This window comes from Pseudomonas sp. CDFA 610, from assembly GCF_021147865.1.
In the GTDB taxonomy this organism is placed as follows: Bacteria; Pseudomonadota; Gammaproteobacteria; order Pseudomonadales; family Pseudomonadaceae; genus Aquipseudomonas; species Aquipseudomonas alliivorans.
In genome coordinates this window covers 311,876-325,846 of record NZ_JAGTPM010000002.1, presented here as the reverse complement: position 1 = coordinate 325,846, position 13,971 = coordinate 311,876, and the positions used below count along the sequence as shown (strand labels likewise).

General features: G+C 59.2%; 13 protein-coding genes. 12 read left to right on the top strand and 1 reads right to left on the bottom strand.

Annotated features, from left to right (window positions below; genetic code table 11):
* The first annotated feature begins 270 nt into the window (after window positions 1–270).
* Together KDX39_RS04455 and KDX39_RS04450 are read left to right on the top strand one after the other, a co-directional pair.
* Complete coding sequence (locus KDX39_RS04455) at window positions 271–1,479, top strand: MFS transporter (protein WP_210070206.1); 1,209 nt, start codon at window positions 271–273, stop codon at window positions 1,477–1,479.
* Window positions 1,479–2,759, top strand: a complete 1,281-nt coding sequence (locus KDX39_RS04450; RefSeq protein ID WP_099228073.1) for an arsenic transporter — start codon at window positions 1,479–1,481, stop codon at window positions 2,757–2,759. Before KDX39_RS04455 ends, KDX39_RS04450 begins: the two co-directional genes overlap by 1 nt.
* Here KDX39_RS04450 and KDX39_RS04445 read toward each other — a convergent pair.
* Window positions 2,725–3,708 (bottom strand): DUF1853 family protein, encoded by a 984-nt coding sequence (locus KDX39_RS04445; RefSeq protein WP_231659524.1) that lies wholly within the window; start codon window positions 3,706–3,708, stop codon window positions 2,725–2,727. The genes KDX39_RS04450 and KDX39_RS04445 overlap by 35 nt on opposite strands.
* Before the next feature lie 290 nt (window positions 3,709–3,998).
* Between KDX39_RS04445 and KDX39_RS04440 the strand changes: the two genes are divergently transcribed.
* The 10 genes from KDX39_RS04440 to KDX39_RS04395 all read left to right on the top strand — a co-directional run bounded on the left by KDX39_RS04440 (window position 3,999) and on the right by KDX39_RS04395 (window position 13,935).
* Window positions 3,999–5,084 carry a GGDEF domain-containing protein gene (locus KDX39_RS04440; RefSeq protein ID WP_231659523.1) on the top strand — a complete coding sequence of 362 codons (1,086 nt, stop codon included), beginning with the start codon at window positions 3,999–4,001 and terminating at the stop codon, window positions 5,082–5,084.
* A 96-nt stretch (window positions 5,085–5,180) separates the two neighbouring features.
* Complete coding sequence (locus KDX39_RS04435; protein WP_004884525.1) at window positions 5,181–6,071, top strand: NAD(+) kinase; 891 nt, start codon at window positions 5,181–5,183, stop codon at window positions 6,069–6,071.
* Window positions 6,071–7,042: a metallophosphoesterase gene (locus tag KDX39_RS04430; protein ID WP_231659522.1), complete on the top strand. Its 972-nt coding sequence runs from the start codon at window positions 6,071–6,073 to the stop codon at window positions 7,040–7,042. The genes KDX39_RS04435 and KDX39_RS04430 overlap by 1 nt, the downstream gene beginning before the upstream one ends.
* Window positions 7,039–7,911, top strand: coding sequence for a rhomboid family intramembrane serine protease (locus KDX39_RS04425; RefSeq protein ID WP_231659521.1), 873 nt, complete (start codon window positions 7,039–7,041; stop codon window positions 7,909–7,911). The genes KDX39_RS04430 and KDX39_RS04425 overlap by 4 nt, the downstream gene beginning before the upstream one ends.
* A 28-nt stretch (window positions 7,912–7,939) precedes the next feature.
* Complete coding sequence (locus KDX39_RS04420; RefSeq protein ID WP_004884522.1) at window positions 7,940–8,200, top strand: YeaC family protein; 261 nt, start codon at window positions 7,940–7,942, stop codon at window positions 8,198–8,200.
* Window positions 8,197–9,030, top strand: a complete 834-nt coding sequence (locus KDX39_RS04415) for a DUF2797 domain-containing protein (RefSeq protein WP_210070209.1) — start codon at window positions 8,197–8,199, stop codon at window positions 9,028–9,030. Before KDX39_RS04420 ends, KDX39_RS04415 begins: the two co-directional genes overlap by 4 nt.
* Window positions 9,031–9,042: 12 nt before the next feature.
* The gene (gene pepN / locus KDX39_RS04410; RefSeq protein ID WP_231659520.1) at window positions 9,043–11,709 is read left to right on the top strand and encodes an aminopeptidase N; all 2,667 of its coding nucleotides are present in this window, start codon (window positions 9,043–9,045) and stop codon (window positions 11,707–11,709) included.
* A gap of 241 nt (window positions 11,710–11,950) precedes the next feature.
* Entirely contained in the window at window positions 11,951–12,604 is a 654-nt protein-coding gene (locus KDX39_RS04405; protein WP_184319281.1) for a YjfI family protein, read from the top strand.
* 26 nt (window positions 12,605–12,630) lie between these two features.
* Window positions 12,631–13,338, top strand: a complete 708-nt coding sequence (locus tag KDX39_RS04400; protein WP_099228085.1) for a PspA/IM30 family protein — start codon at window positions 12,631–12,633, stop codon at window positions 13,336–13,338.
* A gap of 30 nt (window positions 13,339–13,368) precedes the next feature.
* Entirely contained in the window at window positions 13,369–13,935 is a 567-nt protein-coding gene (locus KDX39_RS04395; RefSeq protein WP_231659519.1) for a rhomboid family intramembrane serine protease, read from the top strand.
* The last annotated feature ends 36 nt before the right edge of the window (window positions 13,936–13,971 follow it).

Sequence of the window (13,971 nt, the reverse complement as noted above, 5' to 3'; positions counted from 1 at the left end):
CGCTCCGCTTCACGGTGTACGCGCAGGTACATCCCGCCGATCAGAGTCAATCGGGACGCAGAGCGTCCCGAGCGGCATCCCAACGAAGAGCATTGGCACGATCACTGTCAAAAGCGTTATCCGCACCGCTGGCTGAACCGGTGTACAAAAACGCAACAAAACGTGGCACTCCTGCCCTGAAAAATGGCACATTGGCGCGCCCTGGTACGCGTGACACATCTTGTAATCATCCGTCCGGGGACACCCGAAAATCTTTTATGGATGAATCCCATGGCGACCAGTGCTCAGCCAGGTGCGGCAACGGCCACGACAACCCCACAATCCAGCCCGCTGGTGATGCGCATCATTGGTGCCGTTGCCCTCGCGCACCTGATCAATGACCTGATCCAGGCGATCCTGCCGTCGATCTATCCGATGCTCAAGGCCAGCTATGACCTGAGCTTCACCCAGATCGGCCTGATCACTCTGACGTTTCAGATCACTGCGTCATTGTTGCAGCCGTGGGTCGGCTATTACACGGATCGTCATCCCAACCCGCTGGTGTTGCCGGTGGGTTCGATCTGCACCCTGATCGGCATCGTGATGATGTCGATGGCCGGCACCTTCGCGCTGATTCTGCTCGCCGCTGCGCTGATCGGCATCGGCTCGTCTACCTTCCACCCGGAAGCCTCGCGTATCGCGAGACTGGCCTCCGGCGGACGTTACGGGCTCGCGCAATCGACGTTTCAGGTCGGTGGCAATACCGGATCGGCATTTGGACCGTTGCTGGCGGCGGCGATCATCATCCCGTTCGGGCAGGGCAATGTGGCCTGGATCGGTCTGTTCGCACTGTTTTCCCTGGGTTTGCTTTACGCGATCAGCCGCTGGTATCGCGCGCACCTGAACCTGTTCAAGCTCAAGGCCGGGCAGGCTGCGACTCACGGTCTGTCGAGAAGTCGGGTGATTGCCTCGCTGGGTGTGCTGGCGTTTCTGGTGTTCTCCAAGTTCTTCTACATGACCAGCCTGACCAGCTATTTCACGTTCTACCTGATCGAGAAGTTTGACCTGTCCGTGGCCAGTTCGCAGTTGCACCTGTTCCTGTTTCTGGGCGCGGTGGCGGCGGGGACTTTCTTCGGCGGTCCGATTGGCGACAGGATCGGGCGCAAGGCGGTCATCTGGTTCTCGATCCTCGGTGCCGCGCCTTTTACCCTGGCGCTGCCTTATGCAGACCTGTTCTGGACCAGCGTGCTGAGCGTGATCATCGGCTTTGTGCTGGCGTCGGCGTTTTCGGCCATCGTGGTCTACGCACAGGAACTGGTGCCCGGCAACGTCGGCATGATCGCCGGGCTTTTCTTCGGCTTGATGTTCGGCTTCGGCGGCATTGGCGCAGCCTTGCTCGGCAGTCTGGCCGACAGCCACGGCATTCTCTTCGTTTACAACCTGTGTTCGTACCTGCCGCTGCTTGGCATTCTCGCGATCTTTCTGCCCCGGACTAAATAATGCTAATAGCAACGCTGATTTTCCTGTTCACCATCACGCTCGTCATCTGGCAGCCCAAAGGGCTCAGTGTTGGCTGGAGCGCAGTGCTCGGGGCAGGTCTGGCGTTGCTGACCGGCGTGGTTCACCTCAGTGATATTGCGGTGGTGTGGGGCATCATCTGGAATGCGACGGCCACTTTCATTTCGCTGATCATCATCACTTTGCTGCTGGATGAGGCGGGCTTCTTTTCCTGGGCTGCGCTGCACGTGGCGCGATGGGGCAATGGCAAGGGGCGGCGTCTGTTCGCGTTCTTCGTGCTGTTCGGCGCGCTGGTGTCGGCGCTGTTTGCCAACGATGGTGCGGTGCTGATTCTGACGCCGATCGTGATCGCAATGATGCTGGCGCTGCGTTTTTCCCCGGCCTCGACCCTGGCGTTCGTCATGGCCGCCGGGTTCATTTCCGACACCGCGAGCCTGCCGCTGGTGGTATCGAATCTGGTAAATATCGTGTCGGCGGACTATTTCAAGATCGGCTTCAATCGATATGCGGCGGTCATGGTACCGGTCAACCTGGTCAGCGTTGCGGCCACGCTGGCGGTATTGATGCTGTATTTTCGTCGTGACATCCCGCGTGACTTCGATCCTGACCAGCTTGATAAGCCGGAAACCACGATCAAGGACCGGGCGACCTTCATGGCCGGCTGGTGGGTGTTGCTGATTCTTCTGGTGGGCTGTTTTGCACTCGAGCCGCTGGGGATCCCGATCAGCGCAATTTCGGCGACCTGCGCGGTACTGTTACTGGGCATTGCCGCCAAGGGTCACACCATTTCCACGCGCAAGGTCATCAAGGAAGCGCCTTGGCACATCGTGGTGTTTTCGCTGGGCATGTACCTCGTGGTTTATGGCCTGCGTAACGCCGGACTGACCGGCTACCTGGCCAGCCTGCTGGACTGGTTCGCCGGTTACGGTATCTGGGGCGCTGCGATGGGGACGGGTGTGATGACTGCGTTCCTGTCGTCGATCATGAACAACATGCCGACGGTCCTGATCGGTCTGTTGTCCATTGAAGGCAGTCATGCGACCGGTGCCATTCAGGAAGCGATGATTTACGCCAACGTGATCGGCAGCGACCTGGGACCGAAAATCACCCCGATCGGCAGTCTGGCAACCCTGCTGTGGCTGCATGTGCTGCAACGCAAGGGCATCACTATCGGCTGGGGTTATTACTTCAAGGTCGGCATCGTGCTGACCCTGCCGGTGTTGTTGATCACACTGGCGGCGCTGGCACTGCGATTGGGTTGAGCGGGTGGCTGGTGTCGGCCAGGTTTGGCCACAGGTCTGACACCAGAAACAATCGCTCGGCTTCCTCCCATTCGCCTTCGGCGTTTTCGGTCAGACGCACCAGCAATTGCGCAGGGGCCAGCGGATCGAGTTGTATCAGCCAGTCCTGCAACTGTTGCTTGCTCCATGCTTGCCGGTAATGCGCCGGTGCCAGCCAGGCGTGGCGGGGCAGCGGTTGCCAGCGACCTGATGCGCTCAACGTCATGAACCGCTCCCAGTCGCGCTGATGCAGCCAGCGGCCCTTCAAATGTTGCCGATGCGCTCCCGCAGGCGGATCGGCAGATCCCGGCCATGGATAAAGCAGATACCCGCCCAGCCACAGTTCGGCGTTGAAGGCCTCGACGCCAAGCGCTGCCAGCGTCGAGCGGCTTTCCGGGCGTGATGAAATCGGCAGTTGATGCTGGCTCAGGTGCGCAAGCTTGCGGTCCAGGCGATCATGACAGCCAGGACCGAGCCATTGCGCGGGGTCGCTGCCGTCGCCGTCCTGCGGTCCGAGGTACAGCTTGATGGCCAGCTCCACGTGATGCACGCCGTCGCGGTCGCGCAGCAGCATGTCCAGCTCCCCCAGCGTCTGACCGCCCATTCGGATCGGCAGGTTGGCGGCGATGATCTCCACGCCCGGTGCGTGCTGCACTGCAAATTGCCAGAGTCTTTCGTAATAACGTCCCAGACGGCGAGTGGAAGCCTGCGCAATCCAGTGCTCCAGCTCTCGGCTGTCCTGATCCAGCTCGCGAAGGAAGTCGGCCAGTCGTTGTGGCGCCTCGACCCAGTCGCTTCCGGCCAGCGGATGGCGTTGCGGCCAGGGCGTGGCATCCAGCATGGGCGGCGCCAGAATGACCCACGCAAGGTCGCGCACCTCAGGGTGTCGCAACTGACGTGGAAGGTCGATCAGGTCGGGAAATAAAGTCATGTATCGAGAATAGCCTGAGTCGGGTCTGGCAGGTCGAGTGTTTTCTCAGGCACCAGGCCAATACTTTTCAAAACTCAAGTGATCAATTCGCTATCACACTGTCAGTTCTGACAGGACGATCATTGCGTCGTCACAATGACAGGCATATCTTGGTGCTGGCATTTTAATACGAGTTTGTAATCAGGCGCTGAGTTGCAACCGATTTGAAAGCCCATTTTGTTGCTAACAGTCGGGTGCGGTGAAGGTGGCAATCTTTGTCATGGCAGGGTTTGGAAGGCCTGGAGTTTTCAATGAACTGTGAAATGCAGGCCCGTATAAAAAATCTTCTCTCACCCGCCGTTGCACTTGCGCAATGTCTGGCGATCCTGTGTTGGGTCATTGTTCTGTTGGTGACGCCAGGCGTTCATTATGGCGCTCTGGAGGTCGTGCTTACCCTTGGGCTTCTTTCGATCTGCGCCGTGCAATGCCGCGCCAGACATTTCAAGGTCTGGCGGCTGGCAAGCGTTCTCTTCGTGGTCGTGGTCGCCTGCTGTTTTGCCAGAGCCAGCCAGTTGAACAGTGCCATGGGCATCAATTGGGCATTGCCGATTGCGGTAATGATTATTCTCGGATCGACATTATTGATGGTCTATACCCGGGATTATGTGGTGGTGACGATGCTGTCCTGGATCATTCTCTCTCCGGCGCAAGGTATTGAGCCCGGCACTGTCGCTTATATATTCATCGCGCTGTTGTTTATTGCATCGACCAGCCTCGGCATTCTGCTCAATCACACTTACACCCGCACGATTCGAAACGTACTGTCACTGGAAAGCCGTTTTCGCGAACTGTCATTGATCGATCATTTGACGGATATATTGAATCGTCGCGCCCTGATGGAGTCTTTGGAAGGGCATCTGGCAGCCCGGAGTGCCGGTTACTTTCTGATGCTGGATATCGATGACTTCAAGCGAATCAATGACGAGTCCGGCCATGACGCCGGTGATGAAGTGCTGCGATGCATGGCTTCATGCCTGAAAAGAACCGTGGGCAGTCTTGCGTATGGCCGTCTGGGTGGCGAGGAGTTCGGTGTGATCCTGCCAGTCTGCAACGAGCACCAGGCACGGAACTATGTGAGCCGCCTGCTGGATTCCATCAGGCACGCAGCGAACGGTTACCCCTTCACCTGCAGCGCAGGGCTGGCAGAAATCGACGCCCAGTCAACTGCTTTTCAAGTGCTCAAGACGGCGGACATCAATCTGTATCAGGCCAAGGGGGCAGGCAAGGACATGGCCTTTTGGAAAAACCTGCCTCTGGTTGACTCAACGGCGGGTTGCCCTGGCGCTGAGCGTGATCAGATGCAAGAGTGGGTGCCATCTCCCGGCGTAGAGCCCTGAAACGGCGCCTGATGCTGCACGTCCGTTTGCCGCTGCGTGGTGCTTTCGCCCATAATCCCCTTTTCCAAGCCGTCTCGAACCCGCAGCAGGAGTCTCATGGAGCAATTTCGCAATATCGGCATCATCGGCCGCCTGGGCAGTGTCCAGGTGCTCGATACCGTGCGCCGACTCAAGAAATTCCTGTTGGACCGGCATCTTCACGTCATCCTTGAAGAGACCATTGCCGAAGTGCTGCCCGGTCATGGCCTGCAGACATCGTCGCGCAAGATGCTCGGTGAAGTGTGCGACATGGTGATAGTGGTCGGCGGCGACGGCAGTCTGCTGGGCGCCGCCCGAGCGTTGGCCAGGCACAACGTCCCCGTACTGGGCATCAACCGAGGCAGCCTGGGGTTCCTGACCGACATCCGTCCCGACGAGCTTGAGGTCAAGTGCGCCGAAGTGCTGGACGGGCACTATCTGGTCGAGAACCGCTTTCTGCTGCAGGCCGAGGTTCGTCGTCATGGCGAAGCGATCGGGCAGGGCGATGCGCTCAATGACGTGGTGCTGCATCCCGGCAAATCCACACGGATGATCGAGTTCGAGATCTACATCGACGGCCAGTTCGTGTGCAGCCAGAAGGCCGACGGCCTGATCGTTGCCACCCCGACCGGCTCGACCGCCTACGCCTTGTCGGCGGGCGGGCCGATCATGCACCCCAAGCTCGACGCCATCGTCATCGTGCCGATGTATCCGCACACCTTGTCCGGCCGCCCCATTGTGGTCGACGGCAACAGTGAGTTGAAAATCGTGGTGGCCAAGGACATGACCATCTACCCGCAAGTGTCCTGCGACGGGCAGAACCATTTCACTTGTGCGCCCGGCGACACCATCACGGTCAGCAAGAAACCGCAGAAGCTGCGCCTGATTCATCCTCTGGACCATAACTATTACGAAGTCTGCCGCACCAAGCTCGGCTGGGGCAGCCGGCTTGGTGCTGGAGGCGACTGATGATCGATCCGGCGCGTGGCTACGATCTGATCGGTGACGTGCATGGGTGTGCTCATACCCTGGAGCATCTGCTGGAGCTTCTCGGTTATCGCCTGCAGGCTGGCGTGTGGCGCCACCCGGAGCGCATCGCGATCTTTCTCGGTGACATCATCGACCGCGGTCCTCGCATCCGCGAGTCGCTGCATATTGTTCACGACATGGTCCAGGCCGGTCAGGCGTATTGCATCATGGGTAATCATGAGTTCAATGCACTGGGCTGGATGACGCCAGCGCTGCCGGAAAGCGGCCACCGTTTCGTGCGTGAGCATACGCCGCGCCACGCCAAGCTGATCGGTGAGACGCTGGCGCAGTTCGAGCAGCATCCCGATGAGTGGAAAGCCTTCGTCGAGTGGTTCTACGACTTGCCGCTGTACCTCGATTCAGGGCGTTTCCGGGTGGTGCACGCCTGCTGGGATGCGACCCTGATCGACCCGCTGCGCGGCCTGCACGGCACCGGTTGCATCGATAAACACTTCGTCCAGGCGTCGGCCGTGCCCGGCAGTTTTGCCAGCAACGTGTTCAATCGCCTGCTGCGCGGCACCGACATGCGCCTGCCGCATGGCCTTACCCTGACCGGTGGTGACGGCCTGACCCGTGCCTTTTTCCGCACCAAATTCTGGGAAGACGATCCGCAAACCTATGGCGATATCGTTTTCCAGCCCGACGCGTTGCCGGAGGGCGTGGCCAAAACCCCGCTGTCCACTTCCGAAAAGAATGCGCTGCTACGTTATGGCATTGACGAGCCGATGCTGTTCGTCGGCCATTACTGGCGCAGCGGCATTCCTGCACCCATACGCCCGAATCTGGCCTGTCTGGATTACAGCGCCGTGCTCTACGGCAAACTGGTCGCCTACCGGCTGGATCAGGAAACACAAATCGATCCGGACAAGTTCGTCTGGGTCGATGTACAGCGTCCCGAGGTTTCACGATGAGTCCTGTTGCAGCCCTGCGCTTGCCGTTGAACGCTGACCTGAGCGGTTTCGTCAGCCTGTTGCACCGTCTGCAGATTCCGCACCGAGTCAGTGAAGAAGTGGGGGAGCAAGTGCTCTGGGTGCCGGATTCCACAGACCTGGCGCAGGAAGTGCGCGAACTGTACGAGCGCTTCCCTCAGGGCGACGAAGCCTTTCAATTGCCCGGCAGCACTCAGCAACCGCTCACCGGCGGTCCTGGCCTGATGCATCAGTTGCGGCGTTGCCCGGTGACGGCTCTGGTGCTGCTGGTCACGTTGCTCGTCGCTGGCCTGACGTTGCTGGGCGATAATCTGGAAGCCATTCGCTGGCTGACGTTTCTGGACTTCCGGGTCCAGGGCGATTACGCGACCTTCCTGCCGCTGGACGAGACCCTGGCCAGTGGTCAGTGGTGGCGGATCGTATCCCCGATGCTGATTCACTTTGGCATCCTGCACCTGGCCATGAACGGCATGTGGTACTGGGAGCTGGGGCGGCGGATCGAGATTCGTCAGGGCAGTTGGCACTTACTGGGTCTGACGCTGTTGTTCTCGGCTGTCTCCAACTATGTTCAGTACCTGTCATCAGGTCCGAGTCTGTTCGGTGGGTTATCCGGTGTGCTTTACGGTCTGCTCGGCCATTGCTGGATTTTCCAGATGCTGGCGCCCAATCCTGTCTATCGCCTGCCGCGCGGCGTGCTGGTGATGATGCTGGTCTGGCTGGCGCTGTGCATGTCCGGTCTGGTGAGCATGCTCGGTTTTGGCGAGATCGCCAACGGTGCCCACGTCGGCGGCCTGATCATCGGTTGTGTCACCGGCCTGCTGGGTGGTGCGCTTGCGCGCCGCAAGGCCTAGAATTGCCCGCTATTTTCTGGAGTGCGCCATGTCGTCTTTTGTAGAAATGATTGAAAACATCACCCCGGATATCTACGAGAGCCTGAAACTGGCCGTGGAAATCGGCAAATGGTCCGACGGTCGCAAGCTGACCCAGGAGCAGCGCGAGTTGTCGCTGCAGGCGTTGATCGCCTGGGAAGCGCAGAACCTGCCTGAGGACCAGCGCACCGGTTACATGGGCCCGCAGGAATGCTCGTCCAAGTCAGCGCCGGTGCCCAATATCCTGTTCAAGTCGGATGCCATCCATTGATCGAGATCGGACGTGGCGCCGTCAACAAGATGTCCGTGCGCCAGGACGATTCGTCGCTGGTGCAGTACGCCTTTCGGTTGGGCGACACTGAAATCGCCGTCAACCCGCTGATCGGCAAGACGGTCAGGCTGGAATTTCTGGGTGCGATCCATTGCAGCCACTGCGGTCGCAAGACCAAGTCCAGCTACAGTCAGGGTTATTGCTACCCGTGCATGCTCAAGCTGGCGCAGTGCGACGTCTGCATCATGAGCCCGGAAAGATGCCACCACGATCAAGGCACCTGCCGCGATCCTTCGTGGGGCGAGCAGTTCTGCATGACTGACCACATTGTCTACCTGGCCAACTCGTCGGGCGTGAAGGTGGGCATCACACGTTCCACCCAACTGCCGACCCGCTGGCTGGATCAAGGGGCGAGTCAGGCGCTGCCGATTCTGCGCGTTGCCACGCGTCAGCAATCGGGCTTTGTCGAAGACCTGCTGCGCAGTCAGGTGGCCGATCGCACCAACTGGCGTGCCTTGCTCAAGGGCGATGCCCAGCCGGTGGACCTCAAGGCCATCCGTCAGGCGCTGTTCGAAACCTGCGGCGCGGGCCTGCTGGGATTGCAAGAACGATTCGGTCTGCAAGCCATCCAATTACTTCATGACGCCGAGCCCGTCGAGTTTCGTTATCCGGTCGAGGCGTATCCGACCAAGATCGTGAGCTTCAACCTGGACAAGAACCCGATTGCCGAGGGCACGCTGCTCGGGATCAAAGGCCAATACCTGATCTTCGATACCGGCGTGATCAACATTCGCAAATACACGGCTTATCAACTGGCCGTGCATCAGTAAAAGGATTCCAGCATGCGCACCGAACAACCGACCATGATCTACCTGAAGGATTATCAGGCGCCCGAGTACCTCATCGACGAGACGAACCTGACGTTCGAACTGTTCGACGATCATTCGCTGGTCCATGCGCAACTCGTCATGCGCCGTAACCCCGCACGCGGTGCAGGTCTGCCGCCGCTGGTGCTGGACGGTCAGCACCTTGAGCTGCTTTCGGTGAACATGGACGACGTCCAATTGACGGAGGCCGATTACCATTTGACCGAAGACCACCTGACCCTGCACCCCAAGGCTGAGCGGTTCACGGTCGACAGTACCGTGCGCATCCACCCGGAAACGAACACCGCACTGGAAGGCCTGTACAAGTCCAGCGGCATGTTCTGCACCCAGTGCGAGGCCGAGGGCTTTCGCAAGATCACCTACTACCTTGACCGCCCTGACGTGATGAGCAAGTTCACCACGACTGTCAGCGCAGAGAAACACAGCTTCCCGATCCTGCTTTCCAACGGCAACCCGGTTGCCAGCGGCGAGGAAGAAGGTGGTCGTCACTGGGCGACCTGGGAAGACCCGTTCATGAAGCCGGCCTACCTGTTCGCGCTGGTTGCAGGCGATCTGTGGTGTGTCGAGGACACGTTCACCACCATGAGCGAGCGGGTCGTGACCCTGCGCATTTACGTCGAGCCGGAAAACATCGACAAGTGCCAGCACGCCATGAACAGCCTGAAGAAGTCCATGCGCTGGGACGAGGAGACCTACGGTCGCGAGTACGACCTGGACATCTTCATGATCGTCGCCGTCAACGACTTCAACATGGGCGCGATGGAGAACAAGGGTCTCAACATCTTCAACTCCAGCGCCGTGCTGGCCCGTGCCGAGACCGCGACCGATGCCGCTCACCAGCGCGTCGAGGCTATCGTGGCCCACGAATACTTCCACAACTGGTCAGGCAACCGTGTGACCTGCCGTGACTGGTTCCAATTGTCACTCAAGGAAGGCTTCACGGTTTACCGCGACGCCGGCTTCTCCGCCGACATGAACTCGGCCACGGTCAAGCGCATCCAGGACGTCGCTTACCTGCGCACTCACCAGTTCGCCGAAGATGCAGGCCCGATGGCGCATGCCGTACGTCCTGACAGCTTCATCGAGATTTCCAACTTCTACACCCTGACCGTTTACGAGAAGGGTTCCGAAGTGGTCGGCATGCTGCACACCCTGTTGGGTGCCGAAGGCTTCCGCAAGGGCAGTGATCTGTACTTCGAGCGCCATGACGGCCAGGCAGTGACCTGTGACGACTTCATCAAGGCGATGGAAGATGCCAACGGCATCGACCTGACCCAGTTCAAACGCTGGTACAGCCAGGCCGGTACGCCACGTCTGGCGGTCAGCGAGTCCTACGACAGCGCTGCGGGCACTTACAGCCTGACCTTCCGCCAGAGCTGCCCGACCACGCCGGGTCAACCGGGTGATCAGAAACAGCCGTTCGTGATACCGGTCGAACTGGGCCTGCTGGACAGCCAGGGTCACGACATGGCGCTGCGTCTGTCGGGCGAAGCGTCAGCCACTGGCAGCACGCGTGTGCTGTCGGTGACCGAAGCCGAGCAGACATTCACCTTCGTCGATGTCACTGAAAAGCCTTTGCCTTCGTTGCTGCGCGGCTTCTCTGCGCCGGTAAAGCTGAGCTTCCCTTATGACCGCGATCAACTGATGTTCCTGATGCAGCACGACAGCGATGGCTTCAACCGCTGGGACGCCGGTCAGCAACTGTCGGTACAGGTCCTTCAGGAAATGATCGCTCAGCATCAGAAGGGCCAGGCACTGGTCATGGACCAGCGTCTGGTGACTGCACTGGGCACTGTGCTGGCTGACGAGCAACTGGATCAGGCGATGGTCGCGGAAATGCTGTCGCTGCCGGGCGAGGCTTACCTGACTGAAATCAGCGAAGTGGCCAACGTCGAAGCCATTCACGCAGCGCGTGAATTCGCTCGTCAGCAATTGGCGGACAGTCTGTTCGAAGGTCTGTGGGCGCGTTACCAGGCCAACCGTGAGATCTCGAAAGTCACGCCTTACGTCGCCGAAGCCGAGCATTTCGCCCGTCGCGCATTGCAGAACATCGCGCTTTCGTACCTCATGCTCAGCGGCAAGCCGCAGGTATTGGCCGCGACCATCGACCAGTTCGACACCAGTGACAACATGACCGAGCGCCTGACTGCACTGGCCGTGCTGGTGAACTCGCCGTTCACCGAAGAGCGGGACAAGGCGCTGGCCGTGTTTGCCGAGAACTTCAAGGACAACGCGCTGGTCATGGATCAGTGGTTCAGCGTTCAGGCCGGCAGCAACCAGCCGGGCGGTCTGCAAAGGGTCAAAGACCTGATGCAGCACCCTGCGTTCAACATCAAGAACCCGAACAAGGTCCGCGCCCTGATCGGTGCTTTCGCTGGCCAGAGCCTGATCAACTTCCATGCAGCGGATGGCTCGGGCTATCGCTTCCTGGCGGATCTGGTCATCGAACTGAACGGCTTCAACCCGCAGATCGCCTCCCGCCAGTTGGCCCCGTTGACGCGCTGGCGCAAATACGACAGCGCCCGTCAGGCACTGATGAAAGCTGAACTGGAGCGCATTCTCGCTTCCGGCAAACTGTCGCCGGATGTGTATGAAGTGGTGAGCAAGAGTCTGGCCGAGTAAGGCCGAGGCGATGAAGGGTGTGATGTCGGCACCCTGAACAGAAGGGCTGTCCGCTGTGGGGGACGGCCCTTTTTTATGCAGTGTATGACCGGGCGTTTCAGACCAGAGGTTGCATGCGCAGTTATCGCAGTCACAATGCGACAGATCCTACAAAAAATCTCACATGTGATATATATCCAGCCGTGAAAACTTCTGATACGTTGCATGTCAGTTCCAAGGCCCTCAACTAGGGGAAGCGCCAATGCCTCGCAAAACCAAGGGCGATAACGCAACTGACCCGGCCAAGGCTTCGAAAAGCTCTACCGATTACATGCGTGAAATGCGTCAGCGACTCAAGGACGCCGGGCTGGTCAAGCGTGAGTTCTGGATCCGGCCCGAAAATGTCGATGCCCTGCGGGGGATCGAGAAAGCGTTAAGACAGCCCTTTCTGGGTGACAGGATCAAATTGGAGGATTTCATGACCGAGAATACCAACTGGACGATCAGCTCTCTGCAAAAAGCCTTTTCCGAACTGGATCTGGTCACTGAGGGCAGGATCGAGATGGGTGTCATCGAGGGTGAGGCGGCAGGTATCAAGCTGACCATGGCCGACTTCGGTGATCTGCCCGTCTACATCGCGGTCGAGGGCGATCAGATTCTGGCCGACGCCACGCTGATCGAAGTGAACAAGATCAAGGACGTCGCCGCATTCAATGGCGAAGTATTGCGCAGTCGCGATCTGTTTCCGCTGTCTTCGGTCGGGATCGAAAAGCTGGCTGACGGTCAAGAAGTGTACTGCCTGTTTGGTGCACTGAGCGCCGCGTCTTCGCTCACAGTGATTGTTCAGGAAATTCTGACCCTTGCGGACAACGTGATCCGTGCGGCTGAAGCCTTCGAAGATCACTTCATTTACTGAACATCCCTGTCAGGAGCAAAGCATTCATGACAACAAGCATCTGGAAAAAACTGGTTACCGCTGTCCGTGGTGGTGCATCCGAAGTAGGCGAGTCGATTGTCGACGCTAACGCCATCCGCATCCTGGACCAGGAAATCCGTGACGCAGACAGCGCGCTGGTCCGGGCTCGCGACGGTCTGATTACCATCAAGGCCAAGCACAAGCTTTCGGCACAGCGTCTGGAAGAACACGCCACCAGCATTGCCAACTGGGAAGGGCGCGCCATGCAGGCCCTGAACAAGGGTGAAGAGGCGCTGGCTGTGGAATGCGCCACCAAGATCGCCGAGATCGAGGCCCTGCGGGATCAGGAAAAGGAACTGGCAGATCAGTTCGGCAAGCAGGTCGGTCTGCTACAGGAACAGGTCGCTAAAGCCGAGTCGCGCATCAAGAGCCTCAAGCAGCAGGTCGAAATGGCCAAAGCGCGCGAAACCGTACAGAAAGCCCGTGTTGCAACGGCGACTGCCACCGGTGGCGCGAGCGGCGCGGTCGAGACGGCTGTCGGTTCGCTGGCCCGCCTCAAGCAGCGTCAGGATGAGCAGGACGCCAAGCTGGAAGCCGCTGAAGAGCTGGCCGGTCAGTCCAATGGCAGCGATCTGGAGCGTCGTCTTCAGGAAGCAGGCATTGGCGCCAGAAGTGGCGGTGCGGATGACGTGCTGGCGCGTCTGAAAGCCAAAAGCCAGACGCCTGCACAGTAAACGTCGAGTGAAGACAGGCGAGGAGACCGGATGAGCTTTTCGGCACGATTGAAGGTCATCCTCGCGTTGTCGCTGTTGTTGGTCGCCGTGCAGTTCGTCAATGCATTCTCGTCCGGCAATCTGGTCACGTACGGCATCATTCCGCGCACGGTTTCCGGTTTGCAGGGCATCGTTTTTGCGCCCTTCATTCATGGTTCATTCCGGCATCTGCTTGGCAACCTGTTGCCGTTCATGGTGCTGAGCTGGCTGGTGGCCACCGAAGGCGTGAAGCGTTATGCCTGGGTTGCAGGGTTGATCTGTGCACTGGGTGGCCTTCTGGTATGGCTGTTTGCTCGATCCAGCATTCATGTCGGTGCAAGCGGCTTGATATTCGGCTTGTGGACCTATTTACTGGCGCGTGCGTGGTATCAGCGCAGTCTGGTCAGCCTGCTTCTGGCGATGATCGCACTGGCCGGTTACAGCGGACTGATTTATGGATTCGTCCCCATGCCGGGTATTTCGTTCGAGTCGCACCTGGCCGGTGCGCTGGCGGGAATATGCGTCGCCCGGCTGATGCATTCGAAAGCGTTACGGACTGAAGCCACCCGAGTGGTTTGAAGGGCATGCCGTGGATTGCGGGTCGTCGTTGCCGAC

Excerpts from the sequence above, each read along its gene's own strand:
- KDX39_RS04455 (WP_210070206.1), top strand. The coding sequence starts at position 271 with ATGGCGACCAGTGCTCAGCCAGGTGCGGCAACGGCCACGACAACCCCA.
- KDX39_RS04450 (WP_099228073.1), top strand. The coding sequence starts at position 1,479 with ATGCTAATAGCAACGCTGATTTTCCTGTTCACCATCACGCTCGTCATC.
- KDX39_RS04445 (WP_231659524.1), bottom strand. The coding sequence starts at position 3,708 with ATGACTTTATTTCCCGACCTGATCGACCTTCCACGTCAGTTGCGACAC.
- KDX39_RS04440 (WP_231659523.1), top strand. The coding sequence starts at position 3,999 with ATGAACTGTGAAATGCAGGCCCGTATAAAAAATCTTCTCTCACCCGCC.
- KDX39_RS04435 (WP_004884525.1), top strand. The coding sequence starts at position 5,181 with ATGGAGCAATTTCGCAATATCGGCATCATCGGCCGCCTGGGCAGTGTC.
- KDX39_RS04430 (WP_231659522.1), top strand. The coding sequence starts at position 6,071 with ATGATCGATCCGGCGCGTGGCTACGATCTGATCGGTGACGTGCATGGG.
- KDX39_RS04425 (WP_231659521.1), top strand. The coding sequence starts at position 7,039 with ATGAGTCCTGTTGCAGCCCTGCGCTTGCCGTTGAACGCTGACCTGAGC.
- KDX39_RS04420 (WP_004884522.1), top strand. The coding sequence starts at position 7,940 with ATGTCGTCTTTTGTAGAAATGATTGAAAACATCACCCCGGATATCTAC.
- pepN (WP_231659520.1), top strand. The coding sequence starts at position 9,043 with ATGCGCACCGAACAACCGACCATGATCTACCTGAAGGATTATCAGGCG.
- KDX39_RS04405 (WP_184319281.1), top strand. The coding sequence starts at position 11,951 with ATGCCTCGCAAAACCAAGGGCGATAACGCAACTGACCCGGCCAAGGCT.
- KDX39_RS04400 (WP_099228085.1), top strand. The coding sequence starts at position 12,631 with ATGACAACAAGCATCTGGAAAAAACTGGTTACCGCTGTCCGTGGTGGT.
- KDX39_RS04395 (WP_231659519.1), top strand. The coding sequence starts at position 13,369 with ATGAGCTTTTCGGCACGATTGAAGGTCATCCTCGCGTTGTCGCTGTTG.